This window comes from Parasphingorhabdus pacifica (genome assembly GCF_054779195.1).
The window spans coordinates 564,709-585,472 of sequence record NZ_BAAGYS010000002.1; the positions used below are offsets into that span (position 1 = coordinate 564,709).

The 20,764-nt window shown below is 69.3% G+C and carries 18 protein-coding genes; 8 read left to right on the top strand and 10 right to left on the bottom strand.

Features of this window, described 5'->3' with window-relative positions:
• Window positions 1-83: 83 nt before the first annotated feature.
• From ACYVAN_RS02570 to hutH, 4 genes are read right to left on the bottom strand one after another with little or no spacing between them, the layout of a single operon-like run.
• The gene (locus ACYVAN_RS02570) at window positions 84-1,406 is read right to left on the bottom strand and encodes a formimidoylglutamate deiminase (RefSeq protein ID WP_460955157.1); all 1,323 of its coding nucleotides are present in this window, start codon (window positions 1,404-1,406) and stop codon (window positions 84-86) included.
• A 4-nt stretch (window positions 1,407-1,410) separates the two neighbouring features.
• The gene (locus ACYVAN_RS02575) at window positions 1,411-2,622 is read right to left on the bottom strand and encodes an allantoate amidohydrolase (protein ID WP_460955159.1); all 1,212 of its coding nucleotides are present in this window, start codon (window positions 2,620-2,622) and stop codon (window positions 1,411-1,413) included.
• Window positions 2,623-2,637: 15 nt separating this feature from the next.
• Window positions 2,638-4,314 (bottom strand): urocanate hydratase, encoded by a 1,677-nt coding sequence (locus tag ACYVAN_RS02580; protein WP_460955161.1) that lies wholly within the window; start codon window positions 4,312-4,314, stop codon window positions 2,638-2,640.
• Window positions 4,311-5,864 carry a histidine ammonia-lyase gene (gene hutH, locus ACYVAN_RS02585; RefSeq protein WP_460955163.1) on the bottom strand — a complete coding sequence of 518 codons (1,554 nt, stop codon included), beginning with the start codon at window positions 5,862-5,864 and terminating at the stop codon, window positions 4,311-4,313. The genes ACYVAN_RS02580 and hutH overlap by 4 nt, the downstream gene beginning before the upstream one ends.
• Window positions 5,865-6,058: 194 nt before the next feature.
• Between hutH and ACYVAN_RS02590 the strand changes: the two genes are divergently transcribed.
• Window positions 6,059-6,868: an IclR family transcriptional regulator gene (locus ACYVAN_RS02590; protein ID WP_460955165.1), complete on the top strand. Its 810-nt coding sequence runs from the start codon at window positions 6,059-6,061 to the stop codon at window positions 6,866-6,868.
• A 125-nt stretch (window positions 6,869-6,993) separates the two neighbouring features.
• Here the strand turns inward: ACYVAN_RS02590 and ACYVAN_RS02595 are convergent, their stop codons facing one another.
• The 6 genes from ACYVAN_RS02595 to ACYVAN_RS02620 all read right to left on the bottom strand — a co-directional run bounded on the left by ACYVAN_RS02595 (window position 6,994) and on the right by ACYVAN_RS02620 (window position 11,473).
• Complete coding sequence (locus tag ACYVAN_RS02595) at window positions 6,994-7,269, bottom strand: hypothetical protein (protein ID WP_460955167.1); 276 nt, start codon at window positions 7,267-7,269, stop codon at window positions 6,994-6,996.
• A gap of 345 nt (window positions 7,270-7,614) precedes the next feature.
• Window positions 7,615-7,890 (bottom strand): hypothetical protein, encoded by a 276-nt coding sequence (locus tag ACYVAN_RS02600; protein WP_460955169.1) that lies wholly within the window; start codon window positions 7,888-7,890, stop codon window positions 7,615-7,617.
• A gap of 250 nt (window positions 7,891-8,140) precedes the next feature.
• Complete coding sequence (locus ACYVAN_RS02605) at window positions 8,141-9,022, bottom strand: ABC transporter substrate-binding protein (RefSeq protein ID WP_460955171.1); 882 nt, start codon at window positions 9,020-9,022, stop codon at window positions 8,141-8,143.
• A complete protein-coding gene (locus tag ACYVAN_RS02610) occupies window positions 9,019-9,711 on the bottom strand; it encodes an ABC transporter permease (RefSeq protein WP_460955173.1) in 693 nt (230 codons plus the stop codon). The genes ACYVAN_RS02605 and ACYVAN_RS02610 overlap by 4 nt, the downstream gene beginning before the upstream one ends.
• Window positions 9,708-10,373: an ABC transporter permease gene (locus ACYVAN_RS02615; RefSeq protein ID WP_460955175.1), complete on the bottom strand. Its 666-nt coding sequence runs from the start codon at window positions 10,371-10,373 to the stop codon at window positions 9,708-9,710. The genes ACYVAN_RS02610 and ACYVAN_RS02615 overlap by 4 nt, the downstream gene beginning before the upstream one ends.
• Window positions 10,370-11,473, bottom strand: coding sequence for an ABC transporter ATP-binding protein (locus tag ACYVAN_RS02620; protein WP_460955177.1), 1,104 nt, complete (start codon window positions 11,471-11,473; stop codon window positions 10,370-10,372). The genes ACYVAN_RS02615 and ACYVAN_RS02620 overlap by 4 nt, the downstream gene beginning before the upstream one ends.
• Window positions 11,474-11,820: 347 nt before the next feature.
• Here ACYVAN_RS02620 and ACYVAN_RS02625 point away from each other — a divergent pair, with 347 nt between their 5' ends.
• The 7 genes from ACYVAN_RS02625 to ACYVAN_RS02655 all read left to right on the top strand — a co-directional run bounded on the left by ACYVAN_RS02625 (window position 11,821) and on the right by ACYVAN_RS02655 (window position 20,571).
• Window positions 11,821-13,446, top strand: a complete 1,626-nt coding sequence (locus ACYVAN_RS02625) for a bis-aminopropyl spermidine synthase family protein (protein WP_460955179.1) — start codon at window positions 11,821-11,823, stop codon at window positions 13,444-13,446.
• Window positions 13,447-13,526: 80 nt separating this feature from the next.
• Window positions 13,527-14,285 (top strand): SDR family NAD(P)-dependent oxidoreductase, encoded by a 759-nt coding sequence (locus ACYVAN_RS02630; RefSeq protein ID WP_460955181.1) that lies wholly within the window; start codon window positions 13,527-13,529, stop codon window positions 14,283-14,285.
• Between the two features lie 75 nt (window positions 14,286-14,360).
• Window positions 14,361-15,710 carry an MFS transporter gene (locus ACYVAN_RS02635; RefSeq protein ID WP_460955183.1) on the top strand — a complete coding sequence of 450 codons (1,350 nt, stop codon included), beginning with the start codon at window positions 14,361-14,363 and terminating at the stop codon, window positions 15,708-15,710.
• A 22-nt stretch (window positions 15,711-15,732) separates the two neighbouring features.
• On the top strand, window positions 15,733-17,619 hold the full coding sequence (locus tag ACYVAN_RS02640) for a helix-turn-helix domain-containing protein (protein WP_460955185.1): 1,887 nt from the start codon (window positions 15,733-15,735) through the stop codon (window positions 17,617-17,619).
• A gap of 514 nt (window positions 17,620-18,133) precedes the next feature.
• Window positions 18,134-18,850, top strand: a complete 717-nt coding sequence (locus ACYVAN_RS02645) for a GAF and ANTAR domain-containing protein (RefSeq protein ID WP_460955187.1) — start codon at window positions 18,134-18,136, stop codon at window positions 18,848-18,850.
• Between the two features lie 155 nt (window positions 18,851-19,005).
• Entirely contained in the window at window positions 19,006-19,776 is a 771-nt protein-coding gene (locus tag ACYVAN_RS02650; protein ID WP_460955189.1) for an ANTAR domain-containing protein, read from the top strand.
• 27 nt (window positions 19,777-19,803) lie between these two features.
• Window positions 19,804-20,571 carry a GAF and ANTAR domain-containing protein gene (locus tag ACYVAN_RS02655; RefSeq protein WP_460955191.1) on the top strand — a complete coding sequence of 256 codons (768 nt, stop codon included), beginning with the start codon at window positions 19,804-19,806 and terminating at the stop codon, window positions 20,569-20,571.
• Window positions 20,572-20,764 lie beyond the last annotated feature (193 nt).

The following is a 20,764-nucleotide window of genomic DNA, read 5'->3' on the forward strand; positions in this document are numbered from 1 at the left end:
GTCGATGGGCTGGGATGTCGATGGGTGCGTGCGGCCGGTGCCGTATCCGGGCGTGGTGGCCCGGCGGTGCGCGAGCGCCGCGTTCAGAACAGGTCGGCGATCACTTCCCGCAGCCGGACAGCCACATCCGGTACGCAGCGGTGCGTACCCTCCCGGACGACGTGGTTGCCGTCGACGATCACGTCGCGGACGTCGTCACCGCGGGCCACCGCCGGTACGGCCGCGGGTGGGACGCCCGCGATCCGTGGGCTTTCCGGATCGAGGCCCACGAGGTCGGCGCGTGCGCCGATGGCTATCCGTCCGGCATCGGGCCAGCCCAGCGATCGATGTCCGGCGCAGGCCGCCATCGTCATCAGTTCGTCGACGCTGAAATTGCCGCGGGTTTCGGTGTGCAGCCGCATCGACGCTTCGACCGCGTGCAACTCCGCGAACGGGTCGATCACCGAATGCCCGTCGCTGCCCAGGGAAAGCACCGCGCCCGCTTCGGCGAGTCGCGTCGCCGGGGAGATCCCGTCCGCGAGATCGGCCTCGGTCGTCGGGCACAGGCACACCCCGGTACGGCTGTTGCCGAGCAGGCGCACGTCGGCGGCGGACAGGTGCGTTCCGTGCACGGCGGTGGTGCGCGGTCCGGGGATCCCGTGTTCGGCGAGCAGTTCGGTAGGGGTGCGGCCGTGCGCGGCCAGGCATGCGTCGTTCTCGGCTCGCTGTTCTGACAGGTGCAGGTGCAGTGGGCTGTCGTGGTGTTCGGCCCAGTCCCGAACGACGGGGATCGCTTCGGGTGGCACGGCCCGGACGGAATGCACGGCCGCTCCGAGCCGCGTCCCCGCACCGTCCGGCGCGAACCGGGCGAGCCGCTCGGCCCACGCGTGCACGTCGGGATCGGCGAAGCGCCGCTGCACGCCGTCGACGGGTTGGCCGAACCCGCCGGTGAGGTAGCAGGTGTCCAGCAGGGTGAGTCGGATGCCCGCGTCCCGGGCGGCCTGCACCAGTGCCGCGCTCATCACGTTCGGGTCCCGGTAGCGGGCGCCGCCGGGAGCGTGGTGCAGGTAGTGGAATTCGCCGACGCACGTGATCCCGGACCGGACCATTTCGGTGTACACGCAGGTGGCCAGCCGGTGGTAGCTGTCGGGGTTGAGCTTGGCCGCGACCTCGTACATGCGGTCGCGCCAGGTCCAGAAGGTTCCCCGGCCACCGGCGCGTCCGCGTAGCGCGCGGTGGAACGCGTGCGAGTGACCGTTGGCCATACCGGGCAGTGTCATGCCCGGCAGGTGGGACGCCGCCGGTGGGCGGTCCTGTAGTGGGGCCACCCGGCTGAAGGTGCCGTGCTCGTCGATCTCGATCAGCACGTCGGGCTCCGGCCCGTGGGGCAGCCATGCCCAGTCGCACCAGTACGTGCGTGTCTTCATGTGGTCACCCCGCCCAGTGTTCGAGGACGCGGGCGAGTGCTTCGGCGCCTATGTCGCAGTCGGCGGGTTCGGCGTGTTCTTGGGGGGCGTGGCTCACGCCGGTCGGGTTGCGCACGAACAGCATCGAGGTGGGTACTTCGGCCGCGAGGATTCCGGCGTCGTGGCCCGCACCGGTGGGGAGCACGGGTGCGGTGTCGAGGAGGGCCGTGAGGTCGTCCCGCAGTGCGGGGTCGAACCGCACGGTTTCGTTGCGGGATTCCTCGGTCAACTCTACGGCGCAGCCTTCCGTCGCGGCGAGTTCCCGAGCCCGACCGACGAGTTCGGCGACGAGGTTGCCGGGGGACGGAGCTCGGACGTCCAACCACACGTCGACGCTGGACGCGATGACGTTGGTTCCGCCGGGGTTGCCGACGAGACGCCCGACGGTGGCACGTGCTCCTTCCACGTCTCGGGCGAGGCGCCGGGCCGTCAGCACCAGTTCCGCTGCGGGCAACATCGGGTCGCGCCGGTCGGTGAGCAGCGTGGTGCCCGCGTGGTTCCCTTCGCCGTGGAACCGAAAGCGCCACCTGCCGTGGGCGAGGATGGCCGACGCCACCGCCACCGGTCTGCCGTGGTCGACCAGTCCTCGTCCCTGCTCGACGTGCAGTTCGACGAACCGGCCGATGCGCCGGACGGCCGCCGGGTCCGGCCCGGTGTGGCGCGGTTCGAATCCCGCCGAGTTGAGCGCTTCCGCGAAGCTCACCCCGTCGCGGTCGTGGAGCGAGTTGGCCCGTTCTTGGGTGATCGCGCCGGTGAGCAGCCGCGACCCGAGGCAGGGAACGCCGAAACGGCCGCCTTCCTCTTCGGCGAAGACGACCAGGGCCAGTGGTGTGCGTGGGGTGAATCCGTCCGCCCGGAGCAGGTCGACGGCGGTCAGCGCGCATGCCACCCCGAGCGGCCCGTCGAACGCGCCGCCGCCGGGTACGGAGTCGAGGTGGCTGCCGGTCACGACCGCGTCCGCGCCGGGATCGCCCCACCAGGCCCAGATGTTCGCGTTGTGGTCGGTCATCACCCGCAGTCCGCGTCGTCCGGCCTGTTCGGTGAACCAGTCGCGGAGCTCGCGTTCGGCGGGGTCGAAGACGTGCCGCGAGTACCCGCCGCGGCGCTGGTCGGCGCCGACGTCGTCGATGGATCCGAGCAGTTCCGAGGGGGTGTCGAACCCGTGGTCCGGGAGCATCAGCACCTCGCAGCGTCACGTAGTCCTGGGATTGTCGTCGTTCCTGCGTACCGGGATGTGCAGACCGTGCTGGTCGGCGATTTCGCCGGCTCGCTGGTAGCCGGCGTCGACGTGCCGCAGTACGCCGGTGGCGGGGTCGTTGGTCAACACCCGTTCCAGTTTTCGGGCCGCCAGGGGGCTCCCGTCGACCACGGTGACCTGCCCGGCGTGGAGGGAACGGCCCATGCCGACGCCACCGCCGTGGTGCAACGACACCCAGGTGGCGCCGGACGCGGTGTTGACCATCGCGTTGAGCATCGGCCAGTCGGCGACGGCGTCGGAGCCGTCGGCCATGCCCTCGGTCTCGCGGTAGGGCGAGGCCACCGATCCGCAGTCGAGGTGGTCCCGGCCGAGCACGAGGGGGGCGGCCAGTTCACCGCTGGCCACCATGTCGTTGAACCGTTGTCCAGCCAGATCGCGCTGTCCGTAGCCGAGCCAGCAGATTCGGGCGGGAAGTCCTTGGAAGGCCACTCGTTCCCCCGCGAGGCGGATCCAGCGGGCCAGGCGTTCGTCGTCGCCGAAGAGGTCGAGGATCGCCCGGTCCGTGGCGGCGATGTCGGCCGGGTCGCCGGACAGCGCCGCCCACCGGAAGGGGCCTTTGCCCTCGCAGAACAGTGGTCTGATGTATGCGGGCACGAAGCCGGGGTAGTCGAACGCGCGTCCGTAGCCCGCTGTCCTGGCTTCACCGCGCAGCGAGTTGCCGTAGTCGAAGACTTCCGCTCCCGCGTCGAGGAAACCCACCATCGCTTCGACGTGGGCGGCCATGGATTCGCGCGCGCGGTCGGTGAACTCGTCCGGTTTCCGCTCCGCGTAGCCTGCCCAGTCTTCGCGGTCCACACCGGACGGTAGGTAGGAAAGTGGGTCGTGGGCGGAGGTTTGGTCGGTGACGATGTCGACGGGTACACCGCGCCGCAGCAGTTCGGGGATCATGTCGGCGGCGTTGCCGATGACCGCCACCGACAGCGGTCTGCGTTGCCGCTTGGCTTCCAGGACCTCGGTGACGGCCGCGTCCAGGTCCTCGGCGATCCGGTCGAGGTATCCGGCGCGGCGGCGCCTGTTCGCCCGTTCCGGATCGCATTCGACGATGAGCGCTGCCCCACCGTTCATGGTGACCGCGAGGGGTTGTGCACCGCCCATGCCGCCGAGTCCGGCGGTGAGGGTGAGGGTACCGTCGAGGCTGCCGCCGAAGCGGCGTTCGGCCACGGCCGCGAACGTCTCGTAAGTGCCTTGCAGGATTCCTTGGGTTCCGATGTAGATCCAGGAGCCCGCGGTCATCTGGCCGTACATCATCAGCCCGAGCGCGTCGAGCCTGCGGAATTCGGGCCAGTTGGCCCAGTCGCCGACCAGGTTCGAGTTGGCGATGAGCACGCGGGGCGCCCATTCGTGCGTGCGCAGCACCCCGATCGGTTTGCCGGACTGCACCAGCAGGGTTTCGTCTTCGGCGAGCACGGTCAGTTCCCGCAGCAGCGCCCGGAAGCTGGCTTGGTTGCGGGCCGCTTTGCCGGTGCCGCCGTAGACGACGAGGTCTTCGGGGCGTTCGGCCACTTCCGGGTCCAAGTTGTTCTGCAGCATCCGCAGCGGTGCTTCGGTGCTCCAGCTCCGCGCGGTCAACGTGCTTCCGCGCGGAGCCCGCACGGTGTTGGCGTTGCTCACGACTGCCTCCTGTCGAGGTGCTCGGCGACGGCCCGCCCTACGGCGCCCGTCCGGATCAGTTCCTCGGTTTCGGCGATGTCCGGTGCCATGTGCCGGTCCGGACCGGGGCCCGGCACGCGGGTGCGCACCAGGTCTCGGACCGCGCCGGTTGTCGGTGCCGGGTGCAGGGGCGAACGCAGGTCCAGGGCTCGTGCGGCGGTCACCAGTTCGACAGCGAGCACGGTGGTGAGTCCGTCGATGCTGGTGCGGAGCTTGCGGGCCGCCGACCAGCCCATCGACACGTGGTCTTCCTGCATGGCGCTGGTGGGGATCGTGTCGACGGACGCGGGGTTGGCGAGGCGCTTGAGTTCGCTGACCAGACCTGCCTGGGTGTAGTGGGCGATCATGTGTCCCGAGTCCACGCCGGGGTCGTCGGCGAGGAACGCGGGAAGGCCGTGCGAGCGGGCTACGTCCAGCATCCGGTCGGTGCGGCGTTCCGCCATGCCTGCCACGTCGGCTTGCACGATCGCGAGGAAGTCCAGCACGTGCGCAAGCGGGGCACCGTGGAAGTTTCCGTTGGATTCGACTCGGCCGTCGCCGAGCACGACGGGATTGTCGATGGCCGCTGCCAGTTCCCGTTCGGCCACGGTTCGGGCGTGGTCGAGGGTGTCGCGCGCGGCCCCGTGCACCTGGGGTGCACATCGGAGCGAGTAGGCGTCCTGCACCCGGTTGCAGTCGGGGGTGCGGTGGCTGGCGACGATGGGTGATCCGGCGAGGGCCGCTCGCATCCGCGCCGCGGACACCGCCTGGCCGGGATGTGGCCGCAGTGCTTGGAGGTCCGCGGCGAACACCCGATCGGTGCCGAGGAGCGCTTCGACGCTCATGGCGGCGACCACGTCCGCGACGTCGAGCAGGGCCGCGAGGTCGTGCAGGGCCAGCACCAGCATCCCGAGCATCCCGTCGGTCCCGTTGGTGAGTGCGAGACCTTCCTTCTCACCGAGCACGACCGGTTCGATCCCGGCTCGGGCGAGCGCTTCGGCTGCCGGGTGTGGTGTTCCGGAGCTGTCGATCACCTCTCCTTCGCCCGTGAGCGCGAGGGCCACCGATGCCAGCGGGGCGAGGTCGCCGGAGCATCCGAGCGAGCCGTGTTCGTGCACCACGGGAACGAGGTCCGCGTTGAGCATCGCTTCGAGGCAGCGCGCCGTTTCCGGGCGCACCCCGGTGTGCCCGGTCGCGATGGTGTGCAGCCGCAGGAGCATCAGGGTGCGAACCACTTCCGGCTCGACCGGGTTGCCCGCGCCGGCGGCGTGTGATCGCACGAACGCCTGCTGCAGCCGGGTCCGCTTGTCCGGTGGGATGTGGCGCACGGCGAGCGCGCCGAATCCGGTGCAGATGCCGTACGTGGGGCCGTCGGCCGTCGCCAGCGCGTCGACGTGTTCGCGGGTGGCGGCGATCCGGTCTTCGGCGAGGGCGGTGAGGCGCACTCGCGCACCGGCGCGCGCTACTCGGACCACCTGCTCCGCCACGAGCGGTTCGGGCCCGACCGGCACGTGTTCCATGTTGTCCACCATGTGTCCATACCAGCGCGTTGAGCCCTGCGGCAGAAGCCCGAATAGGGTGAGAGCGTCTGAAATACCAGACGTTCGGGGGCGGTCGTGGCGCACTCGGTCCGTGGACAGCCGAGCCACCCGATCTGGTTCCGCGTCGCGGTTCACGGGCGTCGGGGCGAGTGGCCGGTCGGACGGAGCGAGCGAGGAGGACCGCGGTGGGCGGCAGCAGTGATGTTCCGGCGTTGCGTCGTGGCCTGGCCGTTCTGTTGGCCCTGGCGAAACGTCCTGGCCCGGTCTCGGCCGGGGTACTCGCCCGTGAACTGGAGTTGCCGCGCTCGACGACGTACCACCTGCTGTCCGAGCTGCTCTCCGCCGGTTTCGTCACCCACCTGCCCGAGGAGCGGCGCTACGGGCTGGGGGTTGCCGCTTTCGAGCTGGGTTCGGCGTACCTCCGGCACGAGCCACTCGAACGACTCGCCGGTCCCCTGCTGCGCAGGCTGGTCGACGACACGGGCATCACCGCGCATCTCGGCGTTCTGCACGGCGGCGAGTCGTTGTACCTGCTGAAGGAACGCCCCGTGCAGCCGCAGACGCTGGTGACCGACGTGGGTGTTCGGCTGCCCGCGCCGCTGACCGCCTCCGGTCGGGCGATTCTCGCGAACCTGCCTGCCGCCCAGGTCCGGGCGGTGCTGCCGTCGGCGACGAGTTTCGTCCGCCGCACCGTCCGGGGACCGCGCGACCTGCCGGAGCTGCGCAGGCTGCTCTCCGTCGAGAAGCGCTTGGGGTGGGCGGTCGAGGACGGTTTCGTCACCGACGGGTTCGCCTCGGTGGCTTGCGCGGTCTTCGACCACGACGGGAGACCGACCGCCTCGATCAGCACGACGTTCCGGCACGTGTGCGACGGCGCTGCCGAGGAGTCGCCCGCTGGGCGCGGGCGCGGTTGTGCGCGAACCTGGCCGGAGTTGGCCGAGCAGGTGCGGCGAACTGCGACCGAGTTGACCGCACGCATCAGCGGACGTGCTTGAGGTGACGATGCGGACGCAGCCCGGCAGCACATCCGCCAGACGCGCGGGACGAGCGGCGGACAGCACAAGGGTGCCGGCCCCTCGCGAGAGGCCGGCACCCGTCCCCCGACAGGACAGTGCGGAACTCAGCCCTCGGCGCCCAAGGAGGTCTCCGCGTCGCCGCCGGAGCCACCGGCACCGGCGTTGCACTCCTGGCTGGTGTCCCCGAGGAGGTTGACCAAGCTGACGCAGGAAAGCAGGTTCAGACCCGTGCCACCGTCGCCGCCGTCACCGCCCTCGCTCTCGTTGGTGATGCTCGGCTTGTCGTTGTCGCCCTTGTCCACGGCGAACGCAGGGGCGCTCATCGCCATCGCACCAGTCGCCGCGATGACAACGCCCAGAAGACGAACAGAAGTACGCATACGAGATCCCATCCTTGGGTTCACTTACTTCCAGTGCCGGATCGGAATGGGCTCGAGCCCAGGGTCCCCGCGACCCATGATTACCGATCAGTGAATTCACCTTTGCAGCACACCGGCGGATCAGCATTCCGAGTACCACTATCGGTACACCAAGTACCCCGATCGAACGTAGATGCACGGAGCATGGAAACCGATTCCGGCAATCCCGAGGATCTTCCCGGAAGAATTCATGCAGTTTTTTCGCGCCCGGCGGAGCACTCGCGGAAACGCGTTCCGGTAGCCGCGACAAGAGTGTCGGCCCCCGGCGGGAGCCGACACTCTTCTCTAGTGGCGTTTCTCGGCGTATCAGTCGCCGCCGCCCACGGAGGTCGCCGCGTCGCCGCCCGAGCCACCGGCACCAGCGTTGCACTCCTGGCTGGTGTCGCCCAGAGCATTGATCACGTTCAGGCAGGACAGGACGTTGAGCCCCAGACCACCGTCGCCGCCGTCACCGCCCTCGCTCTCGTTGGTGATGCTCGGCTTGTCGTTGTCGCCCTTGTCCACGGCGAACGCAGGGGCGCTCATCGCCATCGCACCAGTCGCCGCGATGACAACGCCCAGAAGACGAACAGAAGTACGCATACGAGATCCCATCCTTGGCGTTCACTTCCAATTGCGCCGATCCAAAATGGGCAAGCACGCTGCCGGTCTTCCTTCCCATCAACGATCAGCGACCAACACCATCGCACTTATCCTCGACATCGGCGCGCGGCATCACACCAACGAGCCACAACTGGGCACGAATCCACCTCCGAGCGGACGCATTCGGACGTGAATGCGACGTCCGCCTCGGATAGGCACTATTATTAGATTCCGACAGCCACTCCGTTGATCATATTCCGGCTTCGGCGACGAATTCCTCGGCGACGTCGGCCGGGTTCTCCTTGTCGACCTCGAGCCGCCGGTTGAGTTCGGCCAGCTTCTCGGTGCTCAGCGCCCGGGAGACCTGGTCGAGCACGTCCACCTGGGTCTGGTCCAGCTCACCGCGTCCCACCAGCGGCACGACGTTCTGGGCCGGGAACATCTCACGGGGGTCGTCGAGCGCCACCAAGTCGTTCGCCTCGATCGCCGAGGAAGTGGTGAACAGGTTGGCCACCTGGATCTTCCCACTGGTCAGCGCGTCCACGGTCACACTGCCCGCTTCCACGCTGCGGATCCGCTCGAACTCGCAGCCGTACACCTCGGCGATTCGGGCTTCCCAACGCGACTTCCACTCGGCAGGCGCCCCGAGCACGAACTCCCCGCAGCGGGGTCCGAGATCGGTCATCGACCGCACGCCCGACTCGGCGGTGCGGGGCGTCACGGCGAGCACGTCGGAATCCTCGGCCGGTGACGGTTCCAACACCCGCAGGCCCGGGCCGAGCCGTTCCCGCAGCGCCGCGTACACCTCCTCGGATCCGGTGGCCTGCGCCGCCGGATCGACGTGCTGCAGGAGGTTTCCCGTGTAGTCCGGGATCACGGACAGCTCCCCGCTGCGCACGGCATCGACGTACAGTTCGCGGGCACCGATGCGGCCTCTGGTTTCGACGTCGGCTCCGGTGCTGCGCAACGCCGCCGCGTAGATCTCCATGAGCAGCTCGCTTTCGGCGAAGTCCGCTGATCCGACCACCACCGAATCGGTTCCGGCGGTGTCGAACGGTTCTCGCGGTCCGCACGCCGAAAGCACCAATGCCGCCACGATAGCGGTTGCCCACCCGAGTGATTGCTTGATCAACCCACTGCCTCCTGCTTCCGAGCGGTTCGGGCGGTCAGCACGAGCCCGCGCGGCACCATCCGGCGCGCCAGCGCCGCGAGCGCGAGATCGAGCAGGACCGCCAGCGCCGCGATGACGAGTGCGGCCGAAGCCATCTGCGGGTAGTCCCGGACCTTCAAGCCGTCCAGCAAGATTCGTCCGAGCCCGCCGAGTCCCACGTAGGCTGCGACCACGGCGGTGGCCACCACCTGGAGCATGGCGCTGCGCACTCCACCGAACAGCAGGGGTAGCGCGTTGGGCAGTTCGACCTGGAACAGCCGCTGCATCGAGGTCATCCCAATCCCCCTCGCCGCGTCGACGGCTTCCGGTGGTGCGCTGCGGATGCCCGCATGGGTTCCGGACAGCACCGCGGGGATCGCGAGTATGACCAGGCCTGCCAGCGCGGGGCCCTCCCCGATTCCGAAGAGCAGCACGAACAGCGTCACGACCCCGAGCGTCGGCAGTGCCCGCATGGCGTTGCCGACACCCACCACCAGCACGTCGCCCCGCCCGGTGTGTCCGATGTAGAGCCCGAGGGGGATCGCGATCAACGAGGCCAGGCCCACCGACAGCACGCAGTAGTAGAGGTGTCGGAGTGCCTGCGCGGCGAGACCGCCCGAGCCGCGCCAGTTCGCCGGATCTCCCAGCCAGTCCCAGAGTTCGACGATCAAGACCGGTTCACCCCCGCGCGAGCCCATGGGGTCACCGACCGCCACAGCGCGACGAGGAGGAGGTCGACGAGCAGCGCCAACAGGAGGGTCAGCACGATGCCGAGCACGATCTGCGGCACGTAGTCGCGCTGGAATCCGTCGGTGAACAGGCGTCCCAGCCCACCGATTCCGATCAGTGCGCCCACGCTGACCAGGCTGATGTTGCTGACCGATGCGACACGCACCGCCGCGGCCAGCGCGGGCGCGGCGAGCGGGAGTTCCACTGCGAGGAAGCGTCGCGGTCGCCGGTATCCCATCGCGGTCGCGGCGGCGATGATGTGGGCGGGCACCGAGTCCAAGGCCTCCGCCACCGGCCGCAGCAACAACGCGGCGGTGTAGGCGGTGAGAGCGATGACGACGTTGATCGGTGAGAGCAGCGGGGTGCCCAGGATTCCGGGCAATATCACGAACAGTGCCAGTGAGGGGATGGTGTAGAGGATGTTCGCGGCGCCGCCCAGCAGCCCGCGCAACCAGGTGGCCTGCCGGGCCAGCCATCCCAGCGGCAGTGCGAGGGCGACACCCAGCACCAGCGGCACCAGCGCGAGGTAGAGGTGTTCGCCGAGTTGCTCGACGACGAGTTCCCGGTTGCTGGAACTCGCGAAGAACTCGATCAGCGCGTTCACGGATCGGCTCTTCCGCCGTGGTTCTGCCGGTGCGCTTCGATCAGACCGAGCACGTGTTCGGCGGTGACCACTCCGATGTAGCGGCCGGTGCCGTCGACGACGACGCCGAGCCCCGATGGTGCCGACAGCGCCGCGTCGAGCGCGCCCCGCAGCGAAGTGCCCGTGGCGTAGAGGGAGCCGCCCGCCAGCAGCACGTCTTCGGTGACCGGTCCGTCGATCGTGGTTCGTGGTGGCAGCCAGCCACGCGGGCGCGCGTCCTCGTCCAGCGCCAGCGACCACTGGGAATCGTCGCCGCCCGGGCGCCTCCCCAGCAGCACGGTCTGCACCGGCTCCGGACGAACCCCGTCGGGTTCCACAAAAGACAGTCGACGGTACCCTCGGTCGCGTCCGACGAACGAGGCCACGAAATCGTCGGCCGGGGCGGTGAGCAGTTCGTCCGGCCGCGAGTACTGCGCGAGACGGCCGCCCTGGCGCAGCACCGCAACCTTCGCCCCGAGCTTCACGGCCTCGTCTATGTCGTGGGTGACGAACAGGACGGTCTTGCCGAGTTCGGCCTGCAGCCGGAGCAGCTCGTCCTGCAAGCTCTCCCGCACGACCGGGTCGACGGCGCTGAACGGTTCGTCCATCAGCAGCACCGGCGGGTCCGCCGCGAGCGCCCGGGCCACCCCGACCCGTTGTTGCTGACCGCCGGAGAGCTGCACCGGGTATCGCGTTGCCAGTTCGGCCGGGAGCCCGACGAGGTCCAGCAGTCCGGCGGCGTCGAGTCGCGCCCGGCGCCTGCGCTGCCCGGCGAGCACCGGCACAGTGGCGACGTTGTCGAGCACGGTGCGGTGCGGGAAGAGTCCGGCTTGCTGGATCACGTAGCCGATCCCGCGTCGCAGCCGCGCCGGATTGGCTTCACGCACGTCCTCACCAGCCAGCAGGACCGATCCCGCCGATGGTTCGATCATGCGATTGACCATCCGCATCAGGGTCGTCTTGCCGCAGCCGGACGGGCCGACCAGCACCGTGATCGTGCCCGACTCGACGGACAGGCTGAGGTCCTCGACAGCCGTCGTTCCGTCGCCGTAATGCTTGCTCACCGCCCGGAACTCGATCACCGAGCCCCCTCTTACTTTCTGGCGGCCCATCGCCGGCCGCTTCGAGCCGGACCGACCCTAGCTGCGCCGATCGGCTCGTGCGGCACGCCGAGACCGACGTGTGACCTTTTCGCGTCCACCGCCGTCCCGCCACATCTCCGCCGCCGTGCGGCACCGCGTCCACCGCCGCCGCGCGTAGCCGGATCGCGGTACCTCGCCAGCTCGGAAGCCGGTGGCGCGCCGGCGGCCGCCCCGACGCCGCACCGGTTGTGAAATCGATCTTGGTGGTGGTCATGGTTGCGCAACAGCCAAGTTGACGCGCTCCTCCCCACGGACAAATCCGCGGGTCTCCGCGCTACGTTCAGTCGATGAACACAGCCCAGCCTTCCCGCTCCTCGCCCGACGCCGAGTCCGCGGCACACGCAGCAGTTCCGCGGACACCCGAAGCGTCGTCCGAACCCGCGGTGTCGTCGGAGACCGCGGGTGGCGATGCGGTCGAGGAACTGCTCGCTTCCCTCGCCATACTCGCCCGCCCGTTGCGCCACGTGCTGGCCATGCTCGCCGAGGGGTCGCAAACGCTCGAGGACCTCGTCCGGCACCCGGCCGTACCGCGCCGCTCGGTCGAGGAACTGCTCGCCGCGTGCGGTGCCGACGTCGAATCCGCACACGGCACCTATCGCCTGCTGCCCGCCGTCCGGGCCGCCTACCGCGATCGGTTCGCCCTGGACGAACTCCGCTCCGGCACGACGGACCGCCCTGCAACGCTGCGGCGGTTGCGGGAGTTCATCGACGCCGGTCCGGCACCGTCGGCCGCCCTCGACCACGTCACCGCCACCGCCGAATCCGTGCTCCGGCGTGCCGAGTGGATGTGCGAGAACTACGACCTGCGGGGGGCGAAGCTGCTGTGCCTCGGCGACCACGACCTGACCTCGCTCGCGGTGGCACTGGTCGAACCGTCGGTCTCGGTGACCGTGGTGGACGTCGACGAGCGGATCCTCGCCCACATCGACGCGCTGGCCGCCGGGAACGACTTCCGGATTCGCACGCTGCACGCCGATCTGCGGTTCGGCCTGCCCTCGGTGGTTTCCGGCTGGGCCGACGTGGTCGTGACCGACCCGCCCTACACCCCGGAGGGCGTCGGCCTGTTCGCGGCTCGCGCCGCCGAATGCCTCGCTGGCTCGCACGGCCGAGTGTTGATCGCCTACGGTTTCAGCGATCGCAGCCCTGCTCTCGGGCACAAGGTCCAGCAGGAGTTGCTGCGGCTGGGCATGGTGTTCGAGGCGATCCTGCCCGCGTTCCACCGCTATTTCGGCGCCCAGGCCATCGGCAGCGCCAGCGATCTCTACGTGTGCCGCCCGACCTCGAGCACCCGCAAGCTCGCGTTGAAGGATCTGGCCGGTATCTACACGCACGGCCCGCAGTCGGTCGAGTCCCACGAGTCCGGTCCTTCCGAGGAGTTCCTGGGTGTCGTCGGCGAGCGGCTCGGGGCGGAGCTCACGACGCTGCGCGAACCGGGCTGGTCCCGCCCGTTGCCGGGCCCGAAAGCCCCGACGGCGTTCGACCTGCGCGCCGATCCCGGCCCGTGGTTGCTGCGGATGTTGCTGGCCTGCAACGACGAACACGTCGGTTTCGTCGTTGCCAACAAGCATCCGGACATCGTCGACGAACGGTCGCAGCTGGCGTTGTCCGAGCTGGTCGCCGCGAAGTACTCGCTGCGGTTCCACCGGAGCACGCCCGATTCCAAGCACGCCGTGGTGGTGGCGCACGCGACCGGTACGGGCGTGGCCGCACGACTGTTGCAGCGTGTGCACGGCAAGCTCGGCAACACCTGGCGGGAGGCGCTGATCGCCCAGGCCGCTCAGGACGGTTCGACCTTCACCAAGCGGGAAGCGAACGACCACGTCCGTGAGCTGGCGCCGCGGCCCGCTGATCTGGACCTGCGGTTGATCGACCTCCCCCGGCACCGGGTCGCGGAGCTGCTGCGGGTGGTGTGACCGCACCACACCGGTCCGGCGGTTGGTGTGGGAGTTGACCACATGGCCCGACCGGTGTGGCGTGTCTAACGTGACCGGTCATGACGACGGAGTCCACTTTTCTGGGCGGGGTGTCCGCAATGGTCACCGGGGCGGGCGGCGGCATCGGCGCGGCGTGCGTCCGCGCCTTGGCCCGAGCCGGCGCGACCGTGCATGCGGTCGATGTCGACGGGAAGGCGGCCACCTCGATCGCCGAGGAGACGGGCGGGGTGGCGCATGCCGTCGACTTGGCCGATCCGGTGGCCCTGCGGGAACTGCCCGTTGAGGTCGACGTGCTCGTCAACAACGCGGGGCTGCAGCACGTGGCGCCGCTCGACGAGTTCCCCCCGGAACGGTTCGACCTGATCCAGCAGGTCATGGTCACCGCGCCGTTCCTGCTGATTCGCCGGTGCCTGCCGCACATGTACGAGCGGGGTTGGGGCCGGATCGTCAACATCTCCAGCGTGCACGGCCTGCGCGCCAGTCCCAACAAGTCCGCCTACGTCGCCGCCAAGCACGGTTTGGAGGGCTTGAGCAAGGTCGCGGCCTTGGAGGGTGCTGCACGGGGGGTCACGAGCAACTGCGTGAATCCCGGCTACGTGCGCACCGAACTGCTCGAAGGGCAGATCGCCGCGCAGGCGGAAGCCCACGGTCTCGACCCGGCCGAGGTCGAGCACGAGGTGTTCCTGCGGCACAGCGCGATCAAACGGCTCATCGACCCGGCGGAGGTCGCCGCGTTGGTGCGCTGGTTGTGCGGTGCCGACACCGCCTACGTGACCGGGGCTTCGCTCCCGGTCGACGGTGCGTGGACCGCGAGCTGACCGGTCCGCGCGCATCACCTTCCCGCCCCCTCCGGGCCGCGAACCCGGCTCCGACAACGGAAACGGTGTCTTCTCATGTCCAGCAGCGATTCGCGCACCTCGATCACCAGAGTGGTCGGGGCGAGCCTCATCGGCACGACGATCGAGTGGTACGACTTCTTCCTCTACGGCACGGCCGCCGCGCTGGTGTTCAACGTGCTGTTCTTCCCCGCGGCGGACCCGCTGACCGGGACCCTGCTTGCGTTCTCCACCTATGCGATCGGATTCGTCGCCAGGCCGCTCGGCGGGCTGGTGTTCGGGCACTTCGGCGACCGCATCGGACGCAAGAAGCTGCTGGTGGTGAGCTTGCTGATGATGGGCGGGTCGACGTTCGCCATCGGGCTGCTGCCGACCTACGCGGCGTTCGGGTTCGCCGCCCCACTGCTGTTGACGTTGCTCCGGCTGGTGCAGGGCTTCGCGCTCGGCGGCGAGTGGGGCGGTGCGGTGTTGATCGTCTCCGAGCATGGTGACGCCCGCAGGCGAGGTTTCTGGGCGTCCTGGCCGCAGGCGGGCGCACCCGGCGGCAATCTGCTGGCCACGGCGGTGCTGGCGGTGCTGGCCGCGGTGCAGTCCGACGAGGCGTTCCTCGCGTGGGGCTGGCGGATCCCGTTCCTGCTGTCCGGTCTGCTCGTGGGCATCGGATTGTGGATCCGGCTCGCGGTCAGCGAATCGCCCGTCTTCCTCGAAGCCGCCGAGAAAGCCAAGCAGCAGGACACCAAGCCCGAGCGCGCACCGATCGTCGAGGTCGTGCGGGAGCAGTGGCGACAGGTGCTGATCGCGATGGGCGCCCGGTTCTCGGAGAACGTCTCGTACTACGTGCTGACCGCGTTCATCCTGGTGTACCTGACCAACTTCGTCGACCTGCCCAAGTCGGTGGGGTTGAACGCGGTGCTGATCGCTTCGGCCCTGCACTTCGTCGCGATCCCGCTGTGGGGGTGGCTGTCGGATGTGGTCGGGCGCAGGCCGGTCTACGTATTCGGCGCGCTGGGGACCGGGGCGTGGGCGTTCGTGTTCTTCGGCATGCTCGACACCGGCTCGTTCTTCACCATCACCGCGGCCACCACGGTCGGGTTGCTGCTGCACGGGGCGATGTACGGACCGCAGGCCGCCTTCTTCTCCGAGCTGTTCGGCACCCGAGTGCGGTATTCGGGCGCGTCGGTCGGATACCAACTCGCGTCGATCCTGGCGGGCGGCATCGCTCCGCTGATCGCGACGGCGCTGCTGCAACGGTTCGACAGCGCGTTGCCGGTCGCGTTCTACGTGGCGGCCACTTCGATCGTCACGTGCGTGGCGGTACTGGTTTCGAAGGAGACGGCGGGAAGTTCGTTCGACGAATCCGGGGACGCCGCCACGCGTTCCGCCGTGGACGCGTCGAACGCGCGGTGACGCCGGGTGGTTCGATGCGAACATGACAGCCGTGCCAGCCACGTCCGAGTACTTGCTCGGCCTGCTCGAACTCCTCGCCGGTGATGCCAGCAGCGAGGAGTTGGCCCGGGTTCAGGTCAGGGCGCGCACGTCCGGAGTGACGGGCAGCGAATTGGCCAGGGTCGAGCAGGCGTGCGCGTTCGCGCTGCGGTTGCGCGGCACCCTCGACGAACGGCGCAGGCGAGAGGCGGAACTCGCGGCGCTGTTCGAAACCGCGGGGGATCTGGCCAGGGTTCGCGACGTGGATGCCGTGCTGCGGGCGATCGTGCATCGGGCCCGCATGTTGCTGGGCACCCACGTCGCGTATCTGAGCCTCAACGACGACGACGCGGGCGACACCTACATGCGGGTCACCGACGGTTCGGTCTCGGCGCTGTTCCAGCAGGTGCGGCTGGGCATGGGTGAGGGGCTCGGTGGGCTGGTCGCGCAGACGGTGCGCCCGTACGCGACGCCGTCGTACTTCGACGACGAGCGTTTCGACCACACCGAGGCGATCGATTCGGCGGTTCGCGACGAGCGGCTGGTCGCCATCCTCGGGGTTCCGTTGAAGGTCGGCAGTTCGGTGATCGGCGTGCTCTACGCGGCGGACCGCTCCACGCGGGACTTCTCGCCGGACGAGGTCGCGTTGCTGGCGTCGTTGGCCGACCACGCCGCGATCGCCATCGACACCGCCAGGTTGTTGGAGGAGACCCGCAGCGCACTGGTGGAGTTGAACTCGGCGAACGCGACGATCCGCGAGCACAGCGCGGCGCTGCACCGGGCGGAGGAGGCTCACGACCGGCTCACCGACCTCGTGTTGCGCGGCGGCAACGTGCCGGAGGTGGCGGCGGCCGTCTCGACCGTTCTCGGTGGCGGGATCGTGCTGCACGACGCTGATGGCGCGGAGCTGGTGCGGGTGGGGGCCGGGCCGATGTCGCCACCGGCGGATGTGGTCGAGCGATCCCGGTCGAGCGGCCGGGCCACCCGCTGGAAGGACGCCTGGCTCTGCGCGGTGGTGGCGGGTTCGGAGTTGCTGGGCAGCATCACCCTGACCGGCCGCCGGGAGCTCGCCGATGCCGACCGCCGGTTGTTCGAACGTGCCGGCGTGGTCACCGCGCTGCTCCTGCTGCTGCAGCGTTCGGCCACGGAGGCCGAGGAGAAGGTGCGGGGCGAGTTGGTGGCGGACCTGCTGACGGCCCCCGACCGCGACCGGCCGGGGCTGTTGGCGCGGGCCAGGCGGATCGGGGTGAATCTGGATGCCGAGCACGTGGTGCTGGTGGCGCACACCGAAACCACTTCGCGGGATCGGCTGGCCGCCGCCGCGTCCAGACACGCCACTCGCGCGGGGGGTCTGGCCGGGGCGCACGGCACCGATGCGGTGCTGCTGCTTCCGGTGGCGGATGCTGCCGGGGCCGCCGAGTCGCTTGCCCGGGAACTCGGTGGTGCTGTCGGTGGTCCGGTGACGGTGGGTGCCGCGGGGCCGCACGGTGGGATCAGGGCTCTGGTGACGGGCTATGCGGAAGCGACCCGCTGCGTGCGCGCGATGCTGGCGTTGGGCCAGGCCGGGGGCGGGGCGGCGCTGGCCGATCTCGGGTTCCTCGGGGTGTTGCTGGGTGATCGGGCCGATGTCGGCGGCTACGTGGGGCGGACGCTCGGCCCGGTGATCACGTACGACGAGCGGCGCGGAACCGACTTGGTGCACACCCTCGACGCGTACTTCGAATGCGGGACGAACCTCACGCGGACCGCGCAGGCACTCCACGTGCACGTCAACACGGTGACCCAACGGCTGGAGCGGATCGGCACGCTGCTCGGCGAAGGCTGGCAGGCCCCGGACCGCGCGTTGGAGTTGCAGCTGGCGCTCCGGCTGCGCCGGGCCATGCCGGAATAAGGGCCGGAATTGGGTCTTGGATAGGGTCTTGGAACAGGGACCGGAACGGGGGACGGAACTCGGTGTCCGGCCCCTCTGCCTCGACCGCCGCGCGGTCGGTACCTCGGCTCGGTCGTTTCGTAAGCCGTTTCCGTTCGAACGCGCCGCTCGCCGCCAGCTGCGCGTGGTGCGGCTCAGCTGTTGTGCGGGACCCGCATCCGTCCCCGCTGCATGAGCTGCCGGAAATCGGCGGCGGGTAGCGCGCGGGAGACAGGCGGGCGCAGGGAACACGGGCGGGGGAAGGGCTCGCTACTCAACCCAGATACGGGGGAGGGCGTGCAGCTCAAGCCGCCGGTTCCACGCTAACGCAACCACTCGGAGTGCCCACCACCACGAAATCCGAAGGGTAACGGACCGTTGCCAGTGAAATGACGGATGCCAGAATGGATGTGCGCCCCGTCAGGGGACACACAGATGGGGTCGTTCAGCAGTGGTGCGACTACTCGGGAAACGAAGCGCTGGAGGTGATCCGGCGATGTCGGAGGACGACGTGGTCGGGGATGCATTGGTGGCGGCGCTATCGAGCGCGGCGCAGGAGATGAGTGGCTCCCGCACGGGAACCGAGGAGGAGACGCTCGCGTTGATCGTGGCCGGGGCGGTACAGACCGTGCCCGGAGCCAAGCACGCGGGGGTGTCGTTGCTGCGCAGCGATGGAAGCATCGTCTCCTACACCCCCAGCACCACGACGGTGGCCGAGGTGGACCAGTTGCAGTCCACCTACCGCGAGGGTCCGTGTGTCACGGCGTTGTGGGACGAGCACACCGTCATCGTCGACGATCTCACCGCAGAGGCCTATCGGTGGCCGCGGTTCGCGCCAGCCGCCGCCGCGTACGGGATCGGCAGTATGCTCTCCTTCCAGCTCTTCGCCCGGGAGAGCACACTGGGGGCGCTGAACTTGTATGCGACCGAGTCGAAGGGCTTCACCCCGGACTCGCAAATTATGGGCAGCCTGTTCGCCGCACATGCCGCGATGGCTCTGGGTGAGTCTCAGCACGTCGCGCAGCTGCACCAGGCCTTGAGCAGCCGGGATGCGATCGGCCAGGCCAAGGGCATCCTCATGGAACGCTTCGGCCTCGACGCCAAAGGCGCGTTCGCGATGCTGGTGCGTAGCTCGCAGGAGACGAACATGAAACTCATCGATGTGGCCGGGTGGCTGACCAGCCGTACCGGCGAGCGGCTGCAGCGCGATTAACGGTGCAGCTGTGGGGGCACCCCACTGGCAGGTCATCTTCGCGCCCGGGCGTGGGGAAGGCTCAGGCCTTGTCGGTTCAAAACCAACAGCTGGCGGGGCCGCTCCAACCTCAGCATGGCCACACACCTCGCGCAGATACCGCCCCGGAGGAGGCCATGACCCCACAGGACAGGCACGCACAATTGCGGGCCAAGCTGCTCGCCGAAGAGCAAAGCGCCCCGCGCTCGGCCGCGCGGATGAGCGTACTCGGCGCGCTGTGCGTGACCGAATTGGCCGTGGCCGGGGCTGGCGCCACCGTGCTCAGTCACCACCCCGTCGGTGATGGTGACGGGGACGGGGACGGGGACGGGCAGAGCACCCGACGGGGGCTGGTGCACGCCACCAACGAGGTCAGTGCTGGGCTGGAGGATCTCCAGCTCACCGTCGGTGAAGGGCCGTGCTTGGATGCCTTCACATCCGGCGGCCCGGTATTGATCGCAGACCTGGCTGGCGAGATCACCCGTTGGCCCGGTTTCACCCTGGGCGCCCTGAATCTGGGGGCGGCGGCGGTGTTCTCGTTCCCGCTGCAGATCGGTGTCGTGGGGCTGGGTTCGCTGGATCTCTACCGCGAAACGGCCACCCCTATGTCGGATGCGGGCGTGTCCGACGCGTTGATCCTGGCCGATCTGGCCACCGCGACGATCATGGCCGAGCTCGACGGGCACGCCACCGAGGACTCCAGCTGGCTCGCCGACCCGCACGCTGAGATCCACCAAGCCTCCGGGATGGTCCAGATCCAACTCGGCGTCACCACCCAGGCGGCCCTGCTGCGGCTGCGGGCTCACGCCTACACCCACCAGCAGGAACTCAGTGACGTGGCCCATCAGGTCGTGACCCGGCAGTTGCGCCTGGCCCCCGACGACGAGCCCGAGGACAAACCTGCCTGAGACCCAGGCCAGGTAGTGGAGAAGGACATGACGACGATGACGAACAACGCCCACGAGCAGCGGCTGGCACAGACCTTCGTGGCTCTGTCGGACACGCTGGTCGACGACTTCGACCTCCTGGACTTTCTGACCCTGCTGGCTGAGCGGGCCGCCGAACTACTCGACGTCACCGCAGCCGGAGTGATCCTGTCCGACCAACGTGGCGGATGGCACCCCACCGCCGCATCCTCCGAGGACGCCCGGCTGTTGGAGCTCTTCGCGATCCAGACTCACGAGGGGCCCTGCCAGGACTGCATCCGGGACGCCGCCCCGGTGTCCAGCTCCGATTTTGTGGGCGAGGATAGCCGCTGGCCGGCCTTCACCGAGGCCGCCATGTCCGCCGGATTCCGTGCCGCTGCTGCGGTCCCGCTGCGGCTACGCCACGACATTGTGGGTGCGTTGACGCTGCTCAACACCGAACCGGTCGGCGTGAACGAGGCCAGCCTCCAGCTGGGCCAAGGCCTGGCTGATGTGGCCACGGTCGGCCTTCTGCACCAACGCTCGGTGCGCCGCAGCGAACTACTCTCCGAGCAGCTACAGGCCACCCTGCACCACCGGGTCGTGATCGAACAGGCCAAAGGCGTCCTGGCCGAACACGGCCAGCTGACCATGCAACAAAGTTTCGAACTATTGCGCGGCTACGCCCGCGCCAACGGGCTCCACCTTTCCGAGCTTGCCCGCAGCACCGTGGAAGGCGCCGTCGACCCCGCCAGCCTGCTGGCCTACGAGTCCTACGTCGGCCTGCAAGCCCCCTGACGGAATCGGAGAGCACGGGGATGCCCGCAGGCGCGGATTCTGCGCACGGGGCGCAGCCGGCGGCAACCTGCTGGCCACGGCGGTGCCGGCCGCGGTGCAGCGTTGGAGCTGCAGCTCACGCTACGACTGCGCAGGGCCATGCGGGAGCAGGGACGGAACGCGGTGTCCGCCCCTCGGCCTCGGTGGTTTCGGG

What these genes read in the sequence shown, in the direction of transcription:
- ACYVAN_RS02625 (WP_460955179.1), top strand. Translation starts at nt 11,821, where the DNA reads ATGAACACAGCCCAGCCTTCCCGCTCCTCGCCCGACGCCGAGTCCGCG.
- ACYVAN_RS02635 (WP_460955183.1), top strand. Translation starts at nt 14,361, where the DNA reads ATGTCCAGCAGCGATTCGCGCACCTCGATCACCAGAGTGGTCGGGGCG.
- ACYVAN_RS02640 (WP_460955185.1), top strand. Translation starts at nt 15,733, where the DNA reads ATGACAGCCGTGCCAGCCACGTCCGAGTACTTGCTCGGCCTGCTCGAA.
- ACYVAN_RS02575 (WP_460955159.1), bottom strand. Translation starts at nt 2,622, where the DNA reads ATGCTCCCGGACCACGGGTTCGACACCCCCTCGGAACTGCTCGGATCC.
- ACYVAN_RS02655 (WP_460955191.1), top strand. Translation starts at nt 19,804, where the DNA reads ATGACGACGATGACGAACAACGCCCACGAGCAGCGGCTGGCACAGACC.
- ACYVAN_RS02630 (WP_460955181.1), top strand. Translation starts at nt 13,527, where the DNA reads ATGACGACGGAGTCCACTTTTCTGGGCGGGGTGTCCGCAATGGTCACC.
- ACYVAN_RS02595 (WP_460955167.1), bottom strand. Translation starts at nt 7,269, where the DNA reads ATGCGTACTTCTGTTCGTCTTCTGGGCGTTGTCATCGCGGCGACTGGT.
- ACYVAN_RS02645 (WP_460955187.1), top strand. Translation starts at nt 18,134, where the DNA reads ATGTCGGAGGACGACGTGGTCGGGGATGCATTGGTGGCGGCGCTATCG.
- ACYVAN_RS02650 (WP_460955189.1), top strand. Translation starts at nt 19,006, where the DNA reads ATGACCCCACAGGACAGGCACGCACAATTGCGGGCCAAGCTGCTCGCC.
- hutH (WP_460955163.1), bottom strand. Translation starts at nt 5,864, where the DNA reads ATGGTGGACAACATGGAACACGTGCCGGTCGGGCCCGAACCGCTCGTG.
- ACYVAN_RS02600 (WP_460955169.1), bottom strand. Translation starts at nt 7,890, where the DNA reads ATGCGTACTTCTGTTCGTCTTCTGGGCGTTGTCATCGCGGCGACTGGT.
- ACYVAN_RS02570 (WP_460955157.1), bottom strand. Translation starts at nt 1,406, where the DNA reads ATGAAGACACGCACGTACTGGTGCGACTGGGCATGGCTGCCCCACGGG.